Genomic DNA, 21,937 nt, shown 5'->3' on the forward strand with positions numbered 1-21,937 from the left:
TTCAGTTCTGCGGTGAAGACCCGGCCAGCAACGAGGCAACCCGGGGTGCCACCTCGGTGCCGAACAGCTCGATCGAGCGCATCATCGCCGTGTGCGGCAGGGTGCCGTTGCTGTATTTGAGGTCGAAGCGGTCCACGCCGAGGTTGTGCTTGAGCAGGCCGATCTTGGCCGCGACGGTGTCCGGCGAGCCGACGTAGAGGGCGCCCTCTTGGGTACACATCGCGTCAAACTCGGCGCGATTGCCGGGACCCCAGCCGCGCTCGGCACCGATCAGGTTGCGCTGGCCGAGCCAGTGCGGGAAGAACTCCTCCCGTGCTTCCTCGTCGGTGGCAGCAATGTGGCCGGGCGAATGGGTGGCTATCTGCTGCATCGGGTGGCCGTATTTGGCCATCGCATCGCGGTACAGATTCGCCAGCGGGGCGAAGGACCGCGGCTCTCCGCCGATGATTGCGAAGATGATCGGGTACCCGTATTCGGCGCAGCGCAGCACCGATTCAGGGGTTCCGCCGACGCCGATCCAGGCCGGCAGCAGGTGGTGTTCCAGCGGCGGGTAGGCACTCAGACCGCTGATGGACGGCCTGGTGCGTCCCTCCCAGTGGATGGGCTGCTGGGCGCGGGCTTTGTCGAAGAGCTCCAGCTTCTCCTCGAACAGGACCTCGTAATCGGCGAGGTTGAGTCCGAAGAGCGGGAAGGACTCCACAAAGGAGCCGCGGCCCAGCATCACCTCGGCCCGGCCGTTGGAGATGGCGTCCACGGTGGAGAAGCGCTGGAAAACCCTGATGGGGTCATCGGAGCTCAACACGGTGACTGCGGAGCCGAGCCGGATGCTCCGGGTCCGGGCTGCCGCCGCGGCGAGGAACACTTCGGGGGCGGAGACGGCGAAGTCACGGCGGTGGTGCTCCCCTACGCCGAAGGCATGGAGCCCCACCTGGTCAGCGAGTTCGGCCTGCTCCAGCAGCTGGCGCAGTACCTGGGCGTGCGGGACGGGGTGTCCGTCGGGGAAGACCCCGATGTCGCCGAAGGTGTTCAGGCCCAGCAGGATGCGCCCCGGGCCCACCGGGGCGGTGGGGTTTGGCGCGGAAGCGGGATCGGACCCTGTCACGGGGCTCACCGGGACTCTTTCAGCCAGCCGGCAAGTTCGCTGGCCCAGTAGGTGAGGACGATGTTGGCGCCTGCCCGTTTGATGCCAAGTACCGATTCGGTGATGGCGGCCCGGCGGTCGATCCAGCCGTTGGCCGCGGCAGCTTCGATCATCGAGTACTCGCCGGAAATCTGGTAGGCCGCGACCGGCACCGGACTCATCGCGGCGACGTCGGCGAGGATATCGAGGTAGCTCATGGCTGGCTTGACCATCACCATGTCGGCGCCTTCTTCGAGGTCCAGTTCCACTTCGAGGACCGCTTCGCGGCGGTTCGCGGCGTCCATCTGGTAGGTCCGCCGGTCACCGGTGAGCTGGGAATCAACGGCCTCACGGAACGGACCGTAGAACGCCGAGGCGTATTTCGCGGCGTAGGCGACGACGGCGGTGGTGGTGTGGCCGGCTTCCTCGAGGGCTTGTCGGATGACTGCGATCTGGCCGTCCATCATCCCGGACGGGCCGAGCACGTGGGCGCCGGCCTCGGCCTGGGCCACGGCCATCCGGGCGTAGATCTCCAGCGTGGCGTCGTTGTCCACGTAACCGCTGGCGTCGAGGACTCCGCAGTGCCCGTGGTCGGTGAATTCGTCCAGGCAGACGTCGCTCATGATGACCAGCTCGTCGCCGACTTCGGCACGGACGTCCCGGATGGCCTTGTTAAGCACTCCGTCAGGGTCCAGGGCGGCGGTGCCGGTGGCGTCGCGGACGGCGGGGATTCCAAAGAGCATAATGCCACCAACGCCGAGCTCCACGGCCTCGCTGGCGGCGCGTTTGAGCGTCTCGGTGGTGTGCTGCTGGACGCCGGGCATCGAGGAAATCGGGTTCGGCTCGGTCAGCCCTTCGCGGATGAAGGCGGGCAGGACGAGTTCGGCGGCCGAGAGCCGGTGTTCGGCTGTCAGCCGGCGCAATGCAGGGGTGGTGCGGAGCCGGCGGGGGCGGTGGGTCGGGAAGCTCATATGGTGTCCTTTGCTGTGGGCTCTGCGGGCGGATGGTGTGGGGGCGATTCCTTGGCCAGCGCGCGAATAACGGCTGCCACCAGACCGGAGGCGGTGGGCTCCTCGGCCACGGCGGCGACGCTGAGGCCGAGTGACTGAGCCTGGGCGGCGGTCGAGCGTCCGATGGCCACGAACCGGCATGCGCCCAGCGGGGAAAGGTCCTCGTGGATGCGCCGGACGGCACTGGGGGAAGCAGCAACAACGGCGTCCAGCAGACCGGCGTCGATTTCGTTTTTCGCCTGCGCCGGGGTAAGGACAGCGGCTTCGGCGGGCCGGTCCGGGCCGGGGTCCGGGAGTGTTGCCGGCTGACAGAAGGCCAGGCTCCGGCGCGGGTCGGCCGGGTAGTCTACGGTGCGGTAGGCGGTCACGGCCTGGACGAAGGCGCCGCGGGCCGCCAGCCCGCGGCGGAGCCGGGGGTCCGCGATATCTGCCTGCGGCAGGAATACACTGCCCTGGTGTGCGGGCCAGATATCGAGAAGTCCCGCACCGGACTGCTGGCCGGCGGGTGCCAGGTCGACGGCGACTCCCCGGGTTTCGAGGTAGTGCCGGGTGGCGGGTCCGATCGTGGCGACCATGAGGCTGCCCGGAAGCCAGGCAGCGAGGTTGGTACCCCGTTCGGTGGCCTTGGCCTCGAGCGCCTGGACAGCTGTCACGCTGCTGACGACCAGCCAAGCGTACGCACCGGCACCGAGGGCGTCGAAGGCTACATCCAGGGAATGCTGGTCCCTGGCCAGCTCGAAATCGATCAGCGGAAGCAGCACGGGTTCGGCGCCGACGCCGCGCAGGGCACTGACCAGGCCCGCTGCCCGGTCCGGGCTGCGGGCGACGAGGATCCGGGCGCCGTCCGGCGCCTTGACGCCGCTGTGCCTTCCCATGACCTGGTGGAATTCTCGGCTCAGGACGCTGCCAGGTCCGCGATCTCGGCGGCACCGCGGGCCAACAGGACTTCCGCAAGCTCGATCCCCAGCAGGGTTGCACCCACCTCGGTGAGTCCGTCCGTGGCCTTTGAATCCCGGACCGAGGCCGTACCGTCGACGGCACAGACCACGGCTTCAAGGTGCAGCCGGCTACCCTTACGGACAGCATAGGCGCCCACCGGCGCAGCGCAGCCTGCTTCCAGCCGGGCCAGGAGGGCCCGCTCAGCCGTTACCGCAAGCCGGGTGTCAGGGTCGTCGAGGGCGGCGAGGGCCTGCGCCAGCACTCCCTGTGAGCCGTCGGTGGATCCCGCCTTGCGCGGAGCATCCGCGGAGCGGCATTCGATCGCGAGCGAACCCTGCCCGGCGGCGGGCAGCATAACAGCGGATTCGAGGTATTCGCTGACGGCGGCCAACCTGCCGAGGCGTTGCAGCCCGGCGGCCGCGAGCACAACGGCGTCGAGATCACAGCTTTTTCCTTCGACGACAGCGTCGGTGCTATTGCCCGGCAGGCCGGGGACACGGCCCAGCCGGGTGTCTACGTTTCCGCGGATATCCCGGATGTCCAGGTCCGGGCGGGCGGATCGCAACTGGGCCGCCCGCCGCGGGGAACCCGTACCCACTGCGGCGCCGGCCGGCAAATCGGCGAGCTTGAGTCCGTCGCGGGAGCAGAGCACGTCGCGGACATCGGCGCGTTTCGGCGTCGCCGCGAGCGTCAGCCCGAGTGCTGCCCCGGTGGGCAGGTCCTTGAGTGAGTGCACAGCGATGTCGCACTTGTCCTGCAGCAGGGCGTCGCGCAGGGCCGCGACGAAGACGCCGGTACCCCCCATCTGGGACAGCGATCCGGTGAGGACATCACCGTCGGTCCGGATGTGGATCAGTTCGATCGGGAAGCCGCCGACGGCGGTCAGCTGGTCCGCTGTCTGCTGGGTCTGCGTGAGCGCAAGCCTGCTGGCGCGGGTTCCGACCCTGACGCTCACGCCGTATCCTGTCCCGCCGCCGGAGCGGGGGTACCGGCGGGAGCCGCCGGGTAGGGGGCGTGGCCGGTGCCGATGGTGGTGTCCGCGCCCGAAATGGTGGGCTTTTCGCCGCGGAAGTTGGCGCAGCAGCCCGGGCGGCAAACGTCGTACCAGGGGCCGAGTTTGGTCAGGTGCGGGCGGTCGGCGATGTTGTTCGCTGCGGTCCGTTCGCTGATCAGGTCCACAAGTCCGCTGACGAACTTCCGGTGCGTCCCCGGTGTGGGGACGCGCGTCGCGGTGAGGCCCAGGGTGGCGCAGGTTTCCAGGGCCTCGGTGTCGAGGTCCCAGACAACTTCCATGTGGTCGCTGACGAAGCCGAGCGGAACGATCACAATGCCCTTGACGCCCTTCCCGGCGAGCTCTTCGATGGCGTCGTTAATGTCGGGTTCCAGCCAGGGCACGTGCGGGGCGCCGGAGCGCGACTGGTAGACGAGGGACCAGGGGGCGGTGTCACCGCTGCCTGCCTCGACCCGGCGGATGACTTCGGTGCCGGACGCCAGGTGCTGGGCGACGTAGGCCGAATCCTCCTCGAACTGTCGCGGTTCGGCGTCGGAGCGGCCCGCCGCCGCTGCGTCGCGGGTGGGGATGGAGTGGGTGGCGAACAGGATGTGGACCGGTGCGTCCGGGGTACCGGCCGCGGCCAGCCGGGCGCGGACGTCGGCCAGGCCGGCTGCGGTGCCTTCCACAAACGGCTCGACGAAGCCCGGGTGGTCGAAGTACTGCCGGACTTTGTCCACTTCAAGTTTGCCGTCGAGGCCGGTCTCGGTCAGTGCTATGCCAATGTCCTCGCGGTACTGCCGGCAGCTGGAGTAGCAGGAGTAGGCGCTTGTGGTGAGCATCAGGACCTTGCGGTGCCCGGCGTCGTAAATGTCCTGGAGGGTCTGCGGGACGTAGGGCGCCCAGTTGCGGTTGCCCCAGAACACCGGCAGTTCGATTCCCCGGGCGGCAAGTTCGGCTTCAATGCCGGCCTTGAGGTCTCGGTTCTGCTGGTTGATGGGGCTGATGCCGCCGTTGGCGCGGTAGTGGTGCGAGACTTCCTCGAGCCGTTCGTCCGGGATGCCGCGTCCCCGGGTGACGTTACGCAGGAACGGGAGGACGTCTTCCTGGCCTTCGGGGCCACCAAAGGAGGCCAGGAGTACGGCGTCGTAATCCTTGGGGGCCATCCGGCCGGCCTGGGTCACGGCGTTGACGGCGGTAACCGTGTCTTGGGGGTTCAGCGGGTTCATGACAGGACCTCGGCAATCTCGGCTGCGTTCACCCGGCGGCCGGTGTAGAACGGGACTTCTTCGCGGACATGGTGGCGGGCTTCGGTGGCCCGCAGGTGGCGCATCAGGTCCACGAGGTCCACCAGTTCGGGGGCTTCCAGGCCGAGGATCCATTCCCAGTCGCCGAGGGCGAAGGAGGACACCGTGTTGGCGATGACCTGGGGGAAGTCCCGGCCCAGTAAGCCGTGGTCGCGAAGCATGGCCCCGCGTTCGGCGTCGGGCAGCAGGTACCACTCGTAGGAGCGGACGAAGGGATACACACAGAGCCACTCTGCCGGTTCCACCCCGCGGGAGAATGCGGGCGTGTGGTTTTTGGCGAACTCCGCTTCGCGGTGCACACCCATGGCGGACCAGGCAATTTCGGTGCCGGCGAACAGTTTGCTGCGGCGGATGTCCCGGACGGCCCGCTGAAGGGCCTCGGGCTCGGCGCCATGCAGCCAAACCATAATGTCGGCATCGGCGCGCATGGCCGAGACGTCATAGCTGCCGCGGTGGACCACACCGGCGTCGGCCAGCCGTGCGGTGAGGGCGTCGAACTCGCCGGCAGCATCGTCGCTGCGCAGGCCTTCGGCGGAGCGCTTGAAAACGGTCCAGAGCGTGAAGAACTGCGCTGCTGATTCTTCGCTTGCTGATGCAGTTTTAGTGACAGTTTCGGCAGAAGTGTGGCTCATGGATACCATATTGCCCCTTCCCTCCGGCTAAGTCGAAATGAAGGACTTCTACGGGGCGTAGAAGTGCTTTATTTCACAGTGGCGGGGATCCGGCGCCTTCATCCGGGGCCTTCACCCGGGGCCAGCAGCTGCCGGACCTGCCCCGGTGTGTCGGCCACAATCGCGGCGAGGCCGTTGCCGGACAGCCAGCCGCCGACGATGGCAAGTGTGCCGTCCGCCGCGCAGATATTGCGGACCTCCGCAACCCGGCGCTTGTGACCGAGCGACGCAAAAGGCAGCGCCCCGCCCCAGCGCACCACGTCCCAATCCACCACGTCCGCTGCGGTAACCGGGAGCGCGAGCAACGAGGATGCATCCGTCAAGGCAGCCGTGAAGAGTTCAGCATCCGAGCGGGGCCCCGGCATCGCTGCGGCGCCATGGCGGGCGTCCCCGCGCCCGTAGGACAGCCGGATGACATGGGTACCGGGACCGGCCTGGTCTGCAAGCCACTCCCATTTGGCGGTGGCGTGGGTCAGTGCCTTGGCCTGGATTCCCGGGCTCTGCGGCGCGACGAGGACCCCGGTCCCGCGCGGGGCGGCGTCGAGCCGGGGAAGGTCCAGCACGAGGGTGACGAGGCTGACGTCCGGGCCTGCCTCCGGACGTCGGCCGGCCAGTTCCGGCACCGCGCCGGCGAGCAGGTCGATGGCGGCCGGGCCGTCCACGGCGACAACCAGCAACCCGGCGTCGTGTGCTGTGTCCCCGGCCAAGACCCGCCACCCGCCGGCGGCGCGCTGCACGGCGTCAGCCCGGGCGCCGGTCAGCAAGGTGACACCATCGCGGCCCAGCTCGGCCAGCAGTGCCGGGATAAGCGTGTGCATCCCGCCGCGCAGGCCCGCGACTGCCGACCCGGCCTTCTGCAGTGGCGGCGCCCCCACCGGCGGGCGTGGCGCGGCGGCAACTGCACCGGGAATGGCTGCGGCGCGAGGACCCCGGCGTTGGGCCGCGACGGCGGCGGCGAGCGATCCGTGCTCCCGGATGCCGGCGCGCAGGCCCGGTGCCACCATGTCGATGTCAAGGACGCCCGGGTCCGCGGAGTGGACCCCGCCGACGACAGGTGCGACGAGGCGGTCGAGCACACGGCGCCCCATGCGGGCACGGACCAGCGCCGACACGCTTGTGGCTTCCGGCCCGGTACCCAACGCGGCCGGCAGCAGTGAATCGAGCGAGGCCCGGAGCGACCCGAGGAAACCGAGGGAACGGCGGACTTCCGGGTCCCAGGGATTGGCCGGGATGCCAAGGACCCCGGTGCGGGGAAGCTCCCGCGGGCCGTCGGGCAGCTGGACCCAGGCGCCGCCGGGCTGCGGTGCCACAATCTTCCCGGCGAGGCCCAGCGTGGCGGCGAGCTCTGACACGGCCGTGGAACGTGTGGCGAATGACTCGGCGCCGCTGTCCAGGGTCAGGCCGGCCACCGTATGGCTCCCGACGCAGCCGCCCCACACTCCGCTGGCTTCAAGAACAGTGGTGCGGACGCCGGCCCGGGCCAGGACGCGGGCGGCGAGCAGGCCGGAAATCCCGCCACCCACCACCACAGCGGTCTGCGGTGCGGCTTCCGCGGTGGAGCCGGCTGCCTGCATGCGCCTACTCCGGCGAAATCGAGTGGATAAGCTCAACGACCCGTGTGAGTACTGCCGGATCGGTTTCCGGCGGCACCCCGTGGCCGAGGTTAAGCACGTGGCCGGGGGCCGAAGCACCGGCCGCGACGACGGCCCGGACGTGCGCTTCCAGAACCTCCCACGGGGCGGACAGCAGGGCAGGGTCGATGTTGCCCTGCAGCGGCACCGTTCCGCCGAGCCGGCGGTTTGCTTCGTCCAGCGGCAGCCGGTAGTCCACCCCGACGACGTCGACGCCGACGTCGCGCATGGCGACGAGCAGTTCCGAGGTGCCGGTGCCGAAGTGGATCAGCGGGGCCCCTAGGTCCCGGACATGGTCCAGGGCGCGGGCGGACGCCGGTGCGACGAAGCGCTGGTAGTCGGCCAGGCCAAGGGAGCCGGCCCACGAGTCGAAGAGCTGGGCGGCGGACGCGCCTGCTTCCAGCTGGGCACGGAGGAACATGCCGGAGGCGTCGGCGGCCCAGTTTGCCAGCGCGGTCCACGTCTCCGGGTCGGCGTGCATCATGGTGCGCGGGCCGAGGTGGTCCCGGGAGGGCTTGCCCTCGACCATGTACGCCGCGAGGGTGAACGGGGCACCGGCGAAGCCGATCAGCGGTGTCTTCCCCAGCTGGGCGACGGTGAGCCGGACGGCTTCGCGGATGGGCTCGAGGGCGTCCCAGGTCAGCTGGGGCAGGGCGGCAACGTCGGCCGCGGTGCGCACCGGCTTCTCCAGCACAGGACCCACGCCGGGCACAATGTCCACACCGACGCCGGCGAGCTTCAGCGGGATCACGATGTCGGAAAAGAAGATGGCGGCATCGACGTCGTGGCGGCGGACCGGCTGCAGGGTGATCTCGGAGGCAAGTTCGGGGCGCAGGCAGGAGTCCAGCATCGCGACCCCCTCACGCACCTTGAGGTACTCGGGCAGCGAGCGGCCGGCCTGGCGCATAAACCAGACCGGGCGGCGGGCCGGCTTCCCGCCCCGGTAGGCGGTGATCAGTGGGGAATCCGCGGTGCGGCCGTCCATCAGGGGGTGTCCGGCGTCAAGGCCGGAGGTTTGGGAAGTTGCCGCAGCGCGAGAGGTCATGACTTCGATTGTGCCGAAAATCGGCCCCAAAAGATAACGACAGACTGTCACGGCGCCGGTCGGCGCCCGCACGGTGGCACGAATCACAGGCCCGCGTGGGCGGTCACACCCCGCACAGTTGTTCTACGCGGGTACGAAAAAGCTATGATTGAAGAGCTGTGGTTCTTTTTTCTCTGGTGGCGACCCACGCCGACATCGACCTCGAGACCGTTGCTCAGCTGAGCACCGGTGCTTCCGAGCTTGCCACATCCGCCTTCGCCGGGTCGCCGGCCGTGGCGGGTGCGATAGTCCTCGCCACCTGCAACCGCCTCGAAATCTACGGCGAAGCGCCCCGCCCTGACGACGTCGAGGAAGCCCGCTCAGCCCTCATCACCCAGCTCAGCGGCTCCACCGGCCTCAACGAACAGCTCGTCGGGCGTTCCTTTAATACCCGCACGGGCGAGGATGTCACCCGGCATCTCTTCGCCGTCAGCTCCGGGCTGGATTCAGCAGTCGTGGGCGAACGCGAAATCGCCGGACAGGTCCGGCGCGCCCTCATTACCGCCCAGCACGAAGGCACGGCCAGTTCCGGCCTCGTCCGGCTCTTCCAGGCAGCGTCGAAGACCGCCAAGGACGTCGGAGCGCAGACCGCCCTGGGCGCCCGTGGCTTGTCAGTGGTCTCCGTGGCCCTGGACCTCGCCACGGAGCTTTCCGAGGTCCCTGACTGGTCCACCAAAACAGTTGTCGTCTTCGGCACCGGCGCCTACGCCGGCGCAACCATGTCCCTGCTGCGTGAGCGCGGCTGCACCAACATCTCCGTCTACTCCTCCTCCGGCCGTGCCGCCGGTTTTGTCGCCACCCGCGGCGGGACCGCACTGGATGGCGAGAGCCTTCCGGCCGCCGTCGCAGCCGCCGACGTCCTGATTGGCTGCAGCGGCGCCGATACCCGCGTTGAGGCTGCTGAGCTGGGCCGGGTCCGGGCTGCCTCGACCCAGCCCCTGATTGCCATTGATCTGGCCCTCACCCACGATTTTGATCCCGCTGTCGGAGCGCTCGACGGCGTCGAGCTGCTCACGCTGGAATCGGTCCGGCTGGCCGCCCCGCAGGAACAGGCCGAATCGCTGGCACAAGCCAGCAGTATTGTGGCCGGTGCGGCCAACGCGTTTGAGCAGGAGCGCGAGGCCCGCTCGGTGGATTCGGCCATCGTCGCTCTGCGCCGGCACACCATGAACGTGCTGGATACGGAAATGGAAAAGGTCCGGGCCCGCCACGGTTGCACGGCCGCGGCAGAGGAAGTTGAATTTGCGCTGCGCCGGATGGTCAAGCAGCTGCTCCATGTGCCGACGGTGCGGGCCCGCGAGCTGGCCGCCAACGGTCAGCAGGAGGATTATGTCGCTGCCCTTGAGTCGCTGTACGGCATCACAGTCGAACAGCCCGCGCCCAAGGGCGCCGAATGCCCGGTTGAGCATCGGGCCTCGGGCGGGGCTGCGGAAACTGACGCACGGGAAACAGCCTAGGGCGCTGGTCCTGCCGGACCCTCAGCTCTCAATGACCTGAGCGCAGACCGCGGCTGCGGTATTTTGAGGCGAACTCTGCCTGCCGTACACGGTCCGTGTCAGCATCCACCCCTCTCCCGACGGCGGACGCGGCGCCAGTTGCAAGCTCTGGCCGATGCATGCCTGGACGGCTTGGCTGAGGTGGCCCAGTTGGAGGCCCGACACGAATTGCCTGTCTCAGGCCCGGCTGCTCTGTCCTGGCCAGGGCCCTCAGCGACACTCCGCCGGACAGCCTCCTGGGGCAATGTCCCTGATCGGCTGGTTGCTGGTATTCAGCCAGCTCCGCCGGGTAGTTCCGCCAGCCCGGCGTCAGGAAACCGGCGTCAGTAAACCGGCCTCAGGAATCCGGCCTCAGGAAACCGGCCTCAGCCGAAAGCGTTGATTCCCGTCAGCTCAGCGGACAGCGTCCAAAGCCTGGCAGCATCAGCGAGGTCGACCGCATGCGCGTCCACGCCCCTGATCCGTGCCTCGGGCGAGCCCGTCGCCGTGGACTCCGCGATGTCGCAGTCCTCGCAGTAAGCACCTCCCATACCCGCAAGCGCCGGCGACGTTGCCGCCCACACGGACGTCGCCGCTCCCTGGGCCGGGGTCTTGAACCGCGAGTCAACTTTGCCGGACTCGTCCAGCCAGCCGGAGGCAATCATCTCTTCCCTGGGCAGGTGGCGCTGGAGTTCCGTCATGATCCCGCCCGGGTGCACCGCGAAGGCACGGACCCCTGAGTCCCGGCCCAAGCTGTCCAGCTGCACGGCGAACAACGAGTTCGCCGTTTTGGCCTGCCCATAGGCCCGCCACTTGTCATAGCCCGACTCGAAGTTGACGTCATCGAAACGGATCGGCGAGAGCTTGTGCCCGGTGGAGGACAGCGACACCACCCGGGCCCCGGGCGCGGCAGCCAGCGCGGGCCAGAGCAGGTTGGTGAGGGCAAAATGGCCCAGGTGGTTCGTGGCGAACTGCGACTCCCAGCCGGGCCCCACCCGGCGTTCGGGGCTGGCCATAATGGCGGCATTGTTGATCAGGATGTCCAGGCTGCGGATTCCCCCGTCGGCACCGGCGGCCTGGCCAGCGGCCAGGAACATCGCTGCGAAGTCTTTGACGCTCGACTGCTCGGCCAGGTCAAGGGCGGCGACGCTCACCTGCCCCGCATCGGTCCCGGACGGGATGGCGGCCTCGGCGAGGACTTCCCGTGCGTGCTCCGGACGCCGTGCCGGAACTGTCACCGCGGCGCCCGCCGAGGCCAGCGCCCGGACGGTTTCCAGGCCCAAGCCGGAGTATCCGCCGGTGACGATGGCGGTCTTACCGTGCAGGTCGATCCCGGCAATTACCTCCGCTGCCGTGGAGTCCCTGCCGAAACCGGAACCGATCTTATGCTGTGGTGTTGCGTTAAAGTTCGCGCCCATTTCACTGGCCTTTCCGCTATTGGGTCACTTGAGTTTCAGGCAGTCAGTAGACAGGTTTGCCCGGTTCAACATCCCGGACCCACGCCAGGATTCCGCCGTCGAGGTGGCTGACGCGCTCATAGCCTGCGGCACGGGCGGCGGCAAGTACGGCTGCCGACCGGGTACCGGACTTGCAGTGGAAGACGATGTCCCTGTCCGGCGGCAGCTCCTGCCACGCCTCGCCGGCTAGGATCCGGCCCAGCGGGATCAGCACCGCTCCGTCGATCCTGACGATCTCGTATTCGCCGCTCTCGCGCACGTCGACCAGCTGGAAATCCTTGAGCCCGGCCTTGCGGGAAGCGAGCATCGTTGCCACTTGCGCGGCCGTCACGGTGTGTTCGGTGCCGGCGTCCGCAGCCGGCGGAATACCGCAAAAAGCTTCATAGTCGGTCAGCGCGGTAATCCGCTCCGCCTCCGGATCGCGGGAGACTTTGATTTCGCGCCAGCTGCCGCCCAGGGCGTCGAAGAGCGCCACCCGGCCCAGCAGGGAGCGCCCGACGCCCGTAATCAGCTTGACGGCCTCCGTCACCATAAGCGCGCCGACGGCGGCGCACAGCATCCCAAATACGCCGCCCTCTCCGCAGGACGGCACTGATCCTGCAGGCGGCGCTTCAGGGTACAGGTCCCGGTAGGTGGGGCCATGCTGTTCCCAGAAGACGCTGACCTGCCCGTCGAAGCGGAAAATCGAACCCCAGACGTAGGGCTTGCCGAGGATCGCTGCAGCATCGTTGACGAGGTAGCGGGTTTCGAAGTTGTCGGCGCCGTCGAGGATCAGGTCGTAGCCGGCGAAAAGTTCCAGCGCGTTGGACGCATCAAGCCGGAGCTGGTGCAGCCGTACCTCCACCAATGGGTTCAGGGCGGCAATGGCGTCGCGGGCGGACTCGGTCTTGGGCCGTCCTACATCCGCTGCGCCGTGGATCACCTGACGCTGGAGGTTGCTCAGATCGACCGTGTCGTCGTCGACGATACCCAGCGTGCCCACGCCCGCCGCGGCCAGGTAGAGCAACGCGGGGGAACCGAGCCCGCCGGCGCCGATCACAAGGACCCTGGCATTCTTCAGGCGGCGCTGACCGGTCACCCCGATTTCCGGAATGATCAGGTGCCGGGAGTAACGCTCCACCTCCTCGGGGCTCAGGCCTTCGGCCGCTTCCACCAGCGGCCCCGGCACTCCGGACGCTGTTGCCGGTGTGGCGGGGGCTGCATTGGAGGTCAACTGGGAGGCCATACTTCAATCTATGCCCGAAGATGCCGCCAGGTCATATTACTGGCACGTAAAGTAGTCGTAACAGCAAGCGAAAGTAGGCCTACAGTGGTTCACCAGGCACCCGTTGAGCAGGGGCAGGCCGGAAAGTCCCCCAACGTCCCGGCCCGCAGCGGATCGCGATCGGCGCGGCTTCCCCGTGACGAACGCCGGGCGCAGCTGCTCGCGGCGGCCCAGGAAGTCTTTGTCGCCAACGGGTACCACGGCGCCGCGATGGACGAGATTGCGGAGACTGCCCATGTCAGTAAGCCCGTGTTGTACCAGCACTTCCCGTCCAAACGTGAGTTGTATCTGGCCCTCCTGGACAGCCAGCTGAGCATCCTGATCGGGCTGCTGCTGGGTGCCCTGAATTCCACGACGGATAACGACGAGCGCGTCCAGGCTGTGATGCGGGCCTACTTCCGCTTCATCGCCAGCGATGACCAGGCCCACCGTCTTGTCTTCGAATCCGACCTGGTCAATGACGTCGACGTCAGCGCCCGGCTGGAGGCTTTTAACAAGACTTTTGCCGACGCCGTTGGGCAGGTCATCGCCGAGGACACCAAGCTGCCGGAGCTGGAGGCCCAACTGCTGGGCCGGGGACTGGCCGGGCTGGCGCAGGTGAGCGCCCGCTACTGGCTGGAAACTGACGGTAACCTCGACCTCGATGTGGCAAGCGATCTGATCTACCGTTTAGCTTGGCGCGGAATCTCCCGCTTCCCCAAGGAAACCTAGGCTACAAATAGACATAACACCCTAAGAACTTTGATTGGCTGGGAGGCCTTGCTGTGGAAGTAAAGATCGGCATTCAGAACATCGGCCGCGAAATTGTCCTGGAATCGGCGCAGGAAGCCGACGCCGTAGCCAAGGTGGTCGGCGAAGCAATCGCGAAGGGCACGGAGCTGCGCCTGACTGACGAAAAAGGCCGCCTGATCATCATTCCCGCGAACGTCCTGGGCTATGTCGAGATCGGCGCCGAGGAAGTGCGCCGCGTAGGTTTCGGCGCGGTCTAGGCACCAGCTGTGACGCCGGGCAGCGCCGTGCTGCCCGGCCCCAGACCCAACCCGCAAGGAGTCCGAACATGCTGTCCCTGATTGTGGTGGTCCTGGTGACCGTCGCTGCTGGTTTTGTCGTGTGGGCCAATGACAAGCGGCACGCCAAGTACGGCATCTCGGTGCCCGCCGGGGCATCTCTCACGGTGGGGATGCTGAGCTGGATTCTTTTTAGCGCCGCGGGGCTGGGCTATCAGTCGGGACTGAGCTGGATTCCGTGGATACTGCCCATCCTGCTGGGCGCAGCCGCCGCCACGGCGTCCGTGCTGTACCTGGGTCGGAACCGCACCAGCCGCGATACTGCCAGGCTGACCGCAATCCTGCGCTACTAGCGAGGTCCCGGCACGCCGGCCGGGCCGGGTTCCGCCCCGGGACCCGCCCAACGCACCTAGAGGAACTCGGCACGGCCTTCCATGGCCGATGATGCCAGTGCGTGCTCCCGCCGCGGGATCCTGCCGCTGCGTTTGGCCAGCCGTCCGGCGATCACCGCGTGTCTAAACGCCTCGCCCATCAGAACCGGATTTTGTGCCCGGGTCACCGCCGTGGCCAGCAGCACGGCGTCGCAGCCAAGCTCCATGGCCAGGGTTGCATCGGAGGCGGTCCCTATCCCGGCGTCAAGGACCACGGGCACGGAGGCACGGGCGACGATCAGTTCGATGTTATGCGGGTTCAAGATGCCCAGGCCGGTGCCAATCGGCGCGCCGAGGGGCATCACGGCAGCGGCGCCGAGGTTTTCCAGCCGCAGCGCCAGCACGGGGTCGTCGTTGGTATAGGCAAAGACCTTGAACCCGCGGCCCACAAGCTGCTCGGTGGCCTCGACGAGCTCCACCGCATCCGGCAGCAGGGTGTGCTCGTCCGCAATGACTTCCAGCTTTACCCAGTCCGTTTCGAGGGCTTCCCGTGCCAGCTCGGCAGTGAGGACGGCATCCCTGGCGGTGAAGCAGCCCGCGGTGTTCGGCAGCACCCGGATGTTGTGGTCCAAAAGCAGCTGGAACAACGACCCCGATTCTGCCGGCGAATAGCGCCGCATCGCCACGGTGGTCAGTTCGGTGCCGGACGCCAGCAGCGCGGCACCCAGACCGTCAAGGCTAGGCGCCCCGCCGGTTCCCATAATCAGCCGGGACCCCAGCTGTACACCGTCGACCGTGAACGGGTCCGCGGCGGCCGGTGAAATTCCCGGCGCCCCGGCGAGTGTGGTGTCCTCCCTGCCGCTCATCCTCCCTGCACCGCCGTGACCAGTTCGAGGTCGTCACCGTCGACGAGCGCTGTGGTGTACCACTGGCTGCGCGGGACCACGTCCGCGTTGCGGGCGACGGCGACCCCGAGTTTCCCGCCGTCGACTGAGTGGCCGTTGGGCGCCAGCGGCCGGCCGGTAACCTGGCTGACCAGCTGGCTGACCGAGGCGCCGTCCGGGAGAAAGTGCCCGGTTCCGTTCAGGGTGATGTTCATACCGCTTCCTTGTTTTCTTCAGGGTGGGTGTTCGGATGGGTGATGATCTTCGGGGACGGCCTCCGGGCGCCGGCTGCGGCCGGTCTGCTGGTTTGACTGCCGGTGGCGAACCTGTCCGGGCGGAAGTGCTTCCAACGGGAATCCACGGTTCCGTCCAGCAACTCACAGCAGATCCTCGCGGCGGCGGGTGTGAGCAGGATGCCGTGCCGGAAAAAGCCGGTCGCTATCATCAAACCGGCAATTTCCCCCGGACGCCCCCGCGCCGCCACCCGGCCCAGCAGCGGCGCGTTGTCCGGGGTCCCCGGCCGGGCCCGGGCAGTGGCCTCCAGCAATTCCAGTTCGGCGACGGCGGGGACCAGCTGCTGGGCATCACGCAGCAGCTGGTAAACACCGCCGGCGGACACCGCCCGGCCCGGGACACCAGCTTGGGTGGCAGCATCCGGGTTGTCGCCGCCGAGCGCGTCTTCGCGCTGGGTGGCGCCGATCACCACCGTGCCGTCCTGCCGGGGCACGATGTAGACCGGCACCCCGCGCACCAGCCCGCGCACCGTGGCGGTGAGCAGCGGCCGTAGTTTCGCCGGGACGCGGAGCCGGAGGATGTCCCCGTGGACCGGCCGCAGGGGAAACTCAAGCCCCGCGGGCAGCCCCTCAAGTGTGGCGGCGCCAAGGCCGTTGGCCACAATGGTGTCCTTGGCCCGGATGGAACCGCCGCCGATGAGGCTGGCGCCAGCCACCCGACCCTGCTCCCAGAACAGCCCGCCGGCACGCCTGGCGATGGTGGTGGAGCGACTGTCGGTGCGCAGCAGTTCCCTGATCCGGGCCAGCAGCAGGCGCGGGTCCACCTGGTGGTCGGCGGGAATATCGAAGGCGCAGGAGATGCCCGGACTCAGCAGCGGCTCTCGCCTTCGTGCCGCACGGACGGTCAGCGGCTCGACGCTGAGGCCGGCAGCCTGCTGGGCGGTGCGCAGGTCCGCGAGCGCCCGGCGGTCGGCGGCGTCGACACCCACGGCGAGGGTCGGCGTGGTGAGGTAGCCCGTCCGGGAGCCCCCCGTTCCGCCCCCGGCGCCGTCCAGTCCGGCCGCGAATGCCGGCCAGAGGCGGGAGGATTCCAGCATAAGCTCCAGGAGGGCCTCTTCCTGGTAGTGCAGTTCGCTCACCGGGGCAAGCATGCCGGCGGCAGCCCAACTGGCTCCTGTTCCGGGGGCGTCGTCGATCAACGCGACAGATCGGCCCGAGCGCCGCACCGCCCAGGCGATCCCGTGGCCAACAACGCCGCCGCCAATCACGGCCACGTCGTAACATTCGGGGTTTTTGAGGTCATCCGCGGCGGCCGCAGCCGAGGTTGCGTCGCTTTCACGGGCCGTGCCGGGGACGAAGGTGCCGTCCATAGAGGATTCCTTCCCTACGCCGGTACTAACCGGATCAGGTCAAGCGGTCGGCTGCTACGCCCTCTCAGCCTGCCGTTGCCGGTCACCAGTGGCGTGGACGGCGGCGGGCTCCCGCGGTATTGGCCCAGTGTAGAGGAACTAGGCTGGAAACATGAGCCAGGATGCCGCCCACACCACCGCCCGCCTTTATCTCTGCACCGACGCGCGCCGGGACCGCGGCGACTTTGCAGACTTCGTGGACTCGGCCTTTGCTGGCGGCGTCGACATCATCCAGCTGCGCGACAAATCCCTGGAAGCCGCCGAGGAGCTGGAACTGCTGGCGGTCCTGCAGCAGGCGGCCCGCCGTCATGGCCGGCTTTGGGCAGTCAACGACCGGGCAGACCTCGCCTCCCTGGCCGGGGCGCCGGTGTTCCATATCGGGCAAAAGGACATCCCGTTCGGGGCGGCGCGGGACTTCCTCGGCCAGGAGACCGCGATCGGGCTGTCCACCCACACTCCGGCCCAGGTGGACGCCGCGATAGCCGCAACTTCCGGCCGGAACGGTCTGACCTACTTCTGTGTTGGCCCGGTATGGGCCACCCCCACAAAGCCGGGCCGCGCCGCCGTCGGACTTGACCTCGTCCGCTACGCGGCGGACGCGATCGGCGGGTCAGAGGCCCAGCAGCGGAGAACTGCCCGGAGCGAGGCTGCGGGGAACCTCTGGGGCGCGCGGCCGTGGTTCGCGATCGGCGGCATCGACCTGGGCAATGTGGAGCAAGTGGTGGCCGCGGGCGCCGGCAGGATCGTCGTGGTCCGCGCGATCACCGAGGCCACCGATCCCGAGGGCGCAGCCCGGGCCCTGCTTGCCGCCCTCGACGCCGCGGAACGCTAAGGCCCGCCTGCTCAGCCGGCAAGGCCGAGCTGCGTCATCCGGCGTGCGTGGTTCGCTGCCAGTTCCCGCAGCAGGGCTCGGACAAGCTCCCTCGGCCCGTCCTCATCCGCGCCGATCAGCCGGTCGGCGAAGGCGTGCTCGAAGCTCATCCGCTGCGCCTGGTTGAGGACCTCCCCCAGCAGTCGCCGGGCCCACAGTGCCAGCCGCGACGCCAGCTTCGGGTCATCTGCGAGGGCGGCCCGGAGCCGTTCCCGCAGCACCGCTGCCGCTTCGTCGCCGGCCTGGACCTGCTCCACCAGGGCACGGGTGCCTGCGTCGAGATAACGGGACATGGCGCGGTAGGCGTCGGCGGAAACGGTGTCGATCACGTACGCCTTGATGAGGGACTCGTGCCAGTCCGCCGGGCGGGTGCGTTTATGGAAGTGGTCCACCGACGGCTGGAACGGCAGCATGGCTTCCTCGGTGTCCAGGCCCATGGCTTCGAGCCTGGAGCTGACGAGTTCGTAGTGCTGGAACTCGATCACGGCGATACGTCCCAGCGCTGCCCGGTCGTGCAGGGTGGGCGCGTACCGTGCGTCGGAGGAGAGCCGCTCGAAAGCGGAGAGTTCGGTGTAGGCCATCACGCCGAACAAATCCCTCAGAAAGCTGTTGTAGCGGGCGGGATCAGCCGGGAATCTGCTCATGGTCCAAGACTAATAGTGCAAATGAAGCTACTCTGATTTCCGTGTCCCAGCATCGCTTGACCCCGAATGTCCACCAGCAGGAGAGCCTCCTTGCCGAGGCACTCAACACGTTGCGCACAACCCTGGAGCTGCCCGGACCGTTCCCCGAGGACGCGCTGCGGGAAGCGAAGGAAGCCGTCGCCGGACACGAACTGCCGGAGCTGGATTTCACCCACATCGAGTTTGTGACCATCGATCCTGCGTCTTCCACCGATCTGGACCAGGCCCTCTTCATCGACCGTTCCGGCGCGGGATACAAGGTCTTCTACGCGATCGCCGATGTCCCCTCCTTTGTTGTCCCCGGCGGAGCGCTCGACGCCGAGACCCGCCGTCGCGGCCAAACGTACTACACCCCGGACGGCCGGATCCCGCTGCACCCAGAAGTCATCAGCGAAGAAGCCGGAAGCCTGCTGGCCGGGCAACGGTGTGCCGCCTTTGTGTGGGAATTCGAGCTGGACACCACCGCGGAGGTGTCGGAAGTGCTGGTCCGCCGTGCCACAGTCCGCAGCCGGGCCAAACTCAGCTACCGGGGTGTCCAGGCCGACCTCGACGCCGGCACGGCCGCGCCGCTGCTGGAGCTGCTCAAGGAAGTCGGGATGAAGCGGGTAGAGCTCGAACGGCTCCGCGGCGGCGCCAGCCTGAACATGCCCGAACAGGAAATCGAACAGCTGCCCGACGGCGGCTACCGGATTGTAGCTGCCCCGCCGCTGCCCGTGGAAGACTGGAACGCCCAGATTTCGCTGATGACGGGAATGGCCGCAGCAGGGATCATGCTCGAAGGCAAAGTCGGTATCCTGCGCACCATGCCGGCGCCGGATGAAGCGTCGCTGGCTCATTTCCACCGCCAGACCCGTGCCCTTGGCAGGCCCTGGAACGCCGACATGAGCTACGGCGAATACCTGCGCACCCTGGATCCCACGGATCCGCGGCAGCTGGCGATCGTGCACTCGGCCGGCATGCTGTTCCGCGGCGCGGGCTACACGCCCTTCGATGGCACGGTGCCCGGGGCCGCGGTCCAGGCAGCCATCGGCGCCGCCTACGCCCACTCCACGGCCCCGCTCCGACGTCTGGTGGACCGCTTTGTCCTGGTGATCTGCGAGGCGCTCAGCAACGGCACGGCTGTCCCGGCCTGGGCCCGGGAAGCCCTGCCGTCGCTCCCGTCGATCATGGCAGCCTCGGACCAGCTGGCCGCCAGGCTGGAGCGCCTCTCCCTCGATACCGTGGAGGCGGCGCTGCTGGTCAACCACGTTGGCCAGGAGTTCGACGCCGTCGTGATCTCCGGCGCTAAACCCGCCAGGAGCGGAAAGAACAGCACCGGCAAAAACGGCACCGATGCCGCCGGCACCACCGGCGGGCCCGCCGGAATCGTGCAAATCGCCGAACCCGCCGTCACTGCCCGCTGCCCGGGCGAACTGGAACCCGGCACCCAGGTCCGGGTGCGGGTGGTCGCGGCCGACATCACCACCCGTGAGGTCCGGCTGGAGCTGGCCGTCTGAGCGATCGGCGGCCTTGCCGCGCCGTCAGTGGCCGCCGTCGAGTTTCCGGGCCGTGTGCGGCTAGACTGGAAGGGTAGATATGGATGCCCGGTCGTTGATTTCCTTCATTTTCGAATTCAACAAGCCCGCCCCTACGCGATCTTGAGATACACCCGCTGGTCCCCAGTGCCAGCATCTAGATAGCCCGCGATCGGCTTCCACTGGAATTGCTTGCGCTTCTGAGCGTGCTCCGGAACGGCCACCCGGCCGGCCCGTTGAGCATGCAGCGCAGCCCAAAATGAATAAGGAATCTCCCCTAGTGAGTGAATTGCACACGCACCAGCTTCTGACCGACGAATCCGGCACGGAAACGATCGAACCGGAAGAAACCATCATCTCGGACGAAAAGCCGCACGAGATCGCCGAGAAGACCTTTGCCGACTACAATGTCCGCGCCGATATCGTGGAATCCCTCGCCGACGCCGGAATCACCCACCCGTTCCCGATCCAGGCCATGACCCTGCCGGTAGCCCTTGGCGGCCACGACATTATCGGCCAGGCCAAGACCGGAACGGGCAAAACCCTCGGCTTTGGCATCCCGGCCCTGCAGCGCGTCGTCGGACCCGACGACGCCGGCTACGACTTGCTCCCGGCCCCTGGTGCCCCGCAGGCCCTCGTGATTGTACCCACCCGTGAGCTGGCCGTCCAGGTCGCCGGCGACCTGCAGAATGCCGCCCGCAAGCGCAACGCCCGCATCACCACCATCTACGGCGGCCGTGCCTACGAGCCGCAGGTCGAGGCGCTGCAGAAGGGCGTCGAAATTGTTGTCGGTACGCCCGGACGCCTCATCGACCTCTACAAGCAAAAGCATCTCGTCCTGAAGAACGTCAAGATGGTGATCCTGGACGAAGCCGACGAAATGCTGGACCTCGGCTTCCTGCCCGACGTCGAGACCCTCATCGCCGGCACCCCGCCGGTCCGCCAGACAATGCTGTTCTCCGCCACCATGCCCGGCCCGGTCGTCGCCATGGCACGGCGGTACATGACCAAGCCCACCCACATCCGTGCCGCGGACCCAGACGACGAGGGACTGACCAAGCGCGACATCCGGCAGCTGATCTACCGTGCCCACAGCATGGACAAGATCGAGGTCGTGGCCCGGATCCTGCAGGCCCGCGGCCGCGGCCGCACCATCATTTTCACCAAGACCAAGCGCACCGCCGCCAAAGTCGCCGAGGAACTGGTGGACCGCGGCTTCGCTGCGGCCGCCATCCACGGCGACCTCGGCCAGGGCGCACGCGAGCAGGCCCTGCGTGCCTTCCGCAACAATAAGGTCGATGTCCTCGTCGCCACCGACGTCGCAGCCCGCGGCATCGACGTCGATGATGTCACGCACGTCATCAACTACCAGTGCGTTGAAGACGAAAAGATCTACCTGCACCGGGTGGGCCGCACCGGCCGCGCCGGCAACAAGGGCACGGCCGTGACCTTCGTCGACTGGGACGACATGCCCCGCTGGGGCCTGATCAACAAGGCCCTGGGCCTGAGTGTCCCGGAGCCGGTGGAAACCTACTCCTCATCCCCGCACCTTTTCGAGGAGCTCGACATCCCCGCAGGCACCAAGGGCCGGCTGCCCCGGGACAAACGTGTACTCGCCGGTGTCAATGCCGAGGTCCTGGAGGACCTGGGCGAGACCGGAAAGAAGAACACCCCCCGCGGCGGTCAGGCCGGCGGCGGACGCGACAGCGCGCGCAGCGGCGGCAGCAGCCGCGGCACTGGCGGACGGGACAGCGCCCATGATTCCCGCCGCAGCGGCGGCACCGGCGGCGCCAAGGACAGCGGACGCTCGGGCGAGCGCCGTCGTCGTCCGGCCGAAGCTGACGCCGGCACGGGTCCCGCAGCTGAGACCCCGGCCAAAGCCGCAGCCAGCGCACCGACCGAGGTCGACCGTGCGACGCGCGCACGCCGCCGCACCCGCACCCGCCGCCATAATGGCGAAGTGGTGGCGGGCGAGTCCCAGGCCGGTGCACCGGCAAGCAGCACCGAGGCCTAAAC

21 protein-coding genes and 1 riboswitch are annotated in these 21,937 nt (G+C 68.1%); of the genes, 7 read left to right on the forward strand and 14 right to left on the reverse strand.

The window, feature by feature from the left end; all coding sequences use genetic code 11:
- Window position 1: 1 nt before the first annotated feature.
- The 8 genes from QI450_RS11525 to hemE all read right to left on the reverse strand — a co-directional run bounded on the left by QI450_RS11525 (window position 2) and on the right by hemE (window position 8,714).
- The gene (locus QI450_RS11525) at window positions 2-1,111 is read right to left on the reverse strand and encodes an LLM class flavin-dependent oxidoreductase (protein WP_226774985.1); all 1,110 of its coding nucleotides are present in this window, start codon (window positions 1,109-1,111) and stop codon (window positions 2-4) included.
- Window positions 1,108-2,091, reverse strand: coding sequence for a porphobilinogen synthase (hemB, locus tag QI450_RS11530; protein WP_282359634.1), 984 nt, complete (start codon window positions 2,089-2,091; stop codon window positions 1,108-1,110). Before hemB ends, QI450_RS11525 begins: the two co-directional genes overlap by 4 nt.
- Entirely contained in the window at window positions 2,088-3,005 is a 918-nt protein-coding gene (locus QI450_RS11535; RefSeq protein WP_226776137.1) for a uroporphyrinogen-III synthase, read from the reverse strand. Before QI450_RS11535 ends, hemB begins: the two co-directional genes overlap by 4 nt.
- Before the next feature lie 20 nt (window positions 3,006-3,025).
- Window positions 3,026-4,024: a hydroxymethylbilane synthase gene (gene hemC / locus QI450_RS11540; RefSeq protein WP_226776136.1), complete on the reverse strand. Its 999-nt coding sequence runs from the start codon at window positions 4,022-4,024 to the stop codon at window positions 3,026-3,028.
- Window positions 4,021-5,289, reverse strand: a complete 1,269-nt coding sequence (locus QI450_RS11545; protein ID WP_226776135.1) for a ferrochelatase — start codon at window positions 5,287-5,289, stop codon at window positions 4,021-4,023. The genes hemC and QI450_RS11545 overlap by 4 nt, the downstream gene beginning before the upstream one ends.
- Window positions 5,286-5,999, reverse strand: a complete 714-nt coding sequence (gene hemQ / locus QI450_RS11550; protein WP_226776134.1) for a hydrogen peroxide-dependent heme synthase — start codon at window positions 5,997-5,999, stop codon at window positions 5,286-5,288. Before hemQ ends, QI450_RS11545 begins: the two co-directional genes overlap by 4 nt.
- Window positions 6,000-6,097: 98 nt before the next feature.
- Window positions 6,098-7,612 (reverse strand): FAD-dependent oxidoreductase, encoded by a 1,515-nt coding sequence (locus tag QI450_RS11555; RefSeq protein ID WP_226776133.1) that lies wholly within the window; start codon window positions 7,610-7,612, stop codon window positions 6,098-6,100.
- 4 nt (window positions 7,613-7,616) lie between these two features.
- On the reverse strand, window positions 7,617-8,714 hold the full coding sequence (hemE, locus tag QI450_RS11560) for a uroporphyrinogen decarboxylase (RefSeq protein ID WP_226776132.1): 1,098 nt from the start codon (window positions 8,712-8,714) through the stop codon (window positions 7,617-7,619).
- 158 nt (window positions 8,715-8,872) lie between these two features.
- Here hemE and QI450_RS11565 point away from each other — a divergent pair, with 158 nt between their 5' ends.
- On the forward strand, window positions 8,873-10,210 hold the full coding sequence (locus QI450_RS11565) for a glutamyl-tRNA reductase (protein ID WP_282359635.1): 1,338 nt from the start codon (window positions 8,873-8,875) through the stop codon (window positions 10,208-10,210).
- Window positions 10,211-10,614: 404 nt separating this feature from the next.
- On the opposite strand, the gene QI450_RS11570 is transcribed toward QI450_RS11565, so the two are convergent.
- Entirely contained in the window at window positions 10,615-11,646 is a 1,032-nt protein-coding gene (locus tag QI450_RS11570; protein WP_226776130.1) for an SDR family NAD(P)-dependent oxidoreductase, read from the reverse strand.
- Between the two features lie 43 nt (window positions 11,647-11,689).
- The gene (gene moeB / locus QI450_RS11575; protein WP_226776129.1) at window positions 11,690-12,910 is read right to left on the reverse strand and encodes a molybdopterin-synthase adenylyltransferase MoeB; all 1,221 of its coding nucleotides are present in this window, start codon (window positions 12,908-12,910) and stop codon (window positions 11,690-11,692) included.
- An 84-nt stretch (window positions 12,911-12,994) separates the two neighbouring features.
- Here moeB and QI450_RS11580 point away from each other — a divergent pair, with 84 nt between their 5' ends.
- The 3 genes from QI450_RS11580 (at window position 12,995) to QI450_RS11590 (ending at window position 14,309) form a co-directional block, all read left to right on the forward strand.
- Entirely contained in the window at window positions 12,995-13,660 is a 666-nt protein-coding gene (locus QI450_RS11580) for a TetR/AcrR family transcriptional regulator (RefSeq protein WP_226776128.1), read from the forward strand.
- Window positions 13,661-13,713: 53 nt separating this feature from the next.
- Window positions 13,714-13,938 (forward strand): DUF3107 domain-containing protein, encoded by a 225-nt coding sequence (locus QI450_RS11585; protein ID WP_226776127.1) that lies wholly within the window; start codon window positions 13,714-13,716, stop codon window positions 13,936-13,938.
- A gap of 68 nt (window positions 13,939-14,006) precedes the next feature.
- Window positions 14,007-14,309: a hypothetical protein gene (locus QI450_RS11590; protein WP_226776126.1), complete on the forward strand. Its 303-nt coding sequence runs from the start codon at window positions 14,007-14,009 to the stop codon at window positions 14,307-14,309.
- 56 nt (window positions 14,310-14,365) lie between these two features.
- Here the strand turns inward: QI450_RS11590 and QI450_RS11595 are convergent, their stop codons facing one another.
- The 3 genes from QI450_RS11595 to thiO all read right to left on the reverse strand — a co-directional run bounded on the left by QI450_RS11595 (window position 14,366) and on the right by thiO (window position 16,814).
- Window positions 14,366-15,193 (reverse strand): thiazole synthase, encoded by an 828-nt coding sequence (locus tag QI450_RS11595; protein WP_226776125.1) that lies wholly within the window; start codon window positions 15,191-15,193, stop codon window positions 14,366-14,368.
- Window positions 15,190-15,426, reverse strand: a complete 237-nt coding sequence (gene thiS / locus QI450_RS11600; protein WP_226776124.1) for a sulfur carrier protein ThiS — start codon at window positions 15,424-15,426, stop codon at window positions 15,190-15,192. Before thiS ends, QI450_RS11595 begins: the two co-directional genes overlap by 4 nt.
- Window positions 15,423-16,814 carry a glycine oxidase ThiO gene (thiO, locus tag QI450_RS11605; RefSeq protein ID WP_226776123.1) on the reverse strand — a complete coding sequence of 464 codons (1,392 nt, stop codon included), beginning with the start codon at window positions 16,812-16,814 and terminating at the stop codon, window positions 15,423-15,425. Before thiO ends, thiS begins: the two co-directional genes overlap by 4 nt.
- Window positions 16,808-16,939, reverse strand: a riboswitch (TPP riboswitch). Its footprint overlaps the gene before it by 7 nt.
- Before the next feature lie 26 nt (window positions 16,940-16,965).
- On the opposite strand from thiO, the gene thiE reads away from it, so the two are divergent.
- Entirely contained in the window at window positions 16,966-17,685 is a 720-nt protein-coding gene (gene thiE, locus QI450_RS11610; protein ID WP_226776122.1) for a thiamine phosphate synthase, read from the forward strand.
- A gap of 11 nt (window positions 17,686-17,696) precedes the next feature.
- On the opposite strand, the gene QI450_RS11615 is transcribed toward thiE, so the two are convergent.
- The gene (locus tag QI450_RS11615; protein WP_226776121.1) at window positions 17,697-18,368 is read right to left on the reverse strand and encodes a ferritin-like fold-containing protein; all 672 of its coding nucleotides are present in this window, start codon (window positions 18,366-18,368) and stop codon (window positions 17,697-17,699) included.
- Between the two features lie 41 nt (window positions 18,369-18,409).
- On the opposite strand from QI450_RS11615, the gene QI450_RS11620 reads away from it, so the two are divergent.
- Window positions 18,410-19,903, forward strand: a complete 1,494-nt coding sequence (locus QI450_RS11620; protein ID WP_282468015.1) for an RNB domain-containing ribonuclease — start codon at window positions 18,410-18,412, stop codon at window positions 19,901-19,903.
- A 298-nt stretch (window positions 19,904-20,201) separates the two neighbouring features.
- Window positions 20,202-21,935, forward strand: coding sequence for a DEAD/DEAH box helicase (locus tag QI450_RS11625; RefSeq protein WP_226776119.1), 1,734 nt, complete (start codon window positions 20,202-20,204; stop codon window positions 21,933-21,935).
- The last annotated feature ends 2 nt before the right edge of the window (window positions 21,936-21,937 follow it).

The sequence above is a fragment of the Arthrobacter sp. EM1 genome (assembly GCF_029964055.1).
Lineage (GTDB): Bacteria > Actinomycetota > Actinomycetes > Actinomycetales > Micrococcaceae > Arthrobacter.

What these genes read in the sequence shown, in the direction of transcription:
- hemE (WP_226776132.1), bottom strand. Translation starts at nt 8,714, where the DNA reads ATGACCTCTCGCGCTGCGGCAACTTCCCAAACCTCCGGCCTTGACGCC.
- hemQ (WP_226776134.1), bottom strand. Translation starts at nt 5,999, where the DNA reads ATGAGCCACACTTCTGCCGAAACTGTCACTAAAACTGCATCAGCAAGC.
- thiE (WP_226776122.1), top strand. Translation starts at nt 16,966, where the DNA reads ATGAGCCAGGATGCCGCCCACACCACCGCCCGCCTTTATCTCTGCACC.
- QI450_RS11545 (WP_226776135.1), bottom strand. Translation starts at nt 5,289, where the DNA reads ATGAACCCGCTGAACCCCCAAGACACGGTTACCGCCGTCAACGCCGTG.
- QI450_RS11615 (WP_226776121.1), bottom strand. Translation starts at nt 18,368, where the DNA reads ATGAGCAGATTCCCGGCTGATCCCGCCCGCTACAACAGCTTTCTGAGG.
- QI450_RS11570 (WP_226776130.1), bottom strand. Translation starts at nt 11,646, where the DNA reads ATGGGCGCGAACTTTAACGCAACACCACAGCATAAGATCGGTTCCGGT.
- thiS (WP_226776124.1), bottom strand. Translation starts at nt 15,426, where the DNA reads ATGAACATCACCCTGAACGGAACCGGGCACTTTCTCCCGGACGGCGCC.
- hemB (WP_282359634.1), bottom strand. Translation starts at nt 2,091, where the DNA reads ATGAGCTTCCCGACCCACCGCCCCCGCCGGCTCCGCACCACCCCTGCA.
- thiO (WP_226776123.1), bottom strand. Translation starts at nt 16,814, where the DNA reads ATGGACGGCACCTTCGTCCCCGGCACGGCCCGTGAAAGCGACGCAACC.
- QI450_RS11555 (WP_226776133.1), bottom strand. Translation starts at nt 7,612, where the DNA reads ATGCAGGCAGCCGGCTCCACCGCGGAAGCCGCACCGCAGACCGCTGTG.
- QI450_RS11535 (WP_226776137.1), bottom strand. Translation starts at nt 3,005, where the DNA reads ATGGGAAGGCACAGCGGCGTCAAGGCGCCGGACGGCGCCCGGATCCTC.
- moeB (WP_226776129.1), bottom strand. Translation starts at nt 12,910, where the DNA reads ATGGCCTCCCAGTTGACCTCCAATGCAGCCCCCGCCACACCGGCAACA.
- QI450_RS11595 (WP_226776125.1), bottom strand. Translation starts at nt 15,193, where the DNA reads ATGAGCGGCAGGGAGGACACCACACTCGCCGGGGCGCCGGGAATTTCA.
- QI450_RS11590 (WP_226776126.1), top strand. Translation starts at nt 14,007, where the DNA reads ATGCTGTCCCTGATTGTGGTGGTCCTGGTGACCGTCGCTGCTGGTTTT.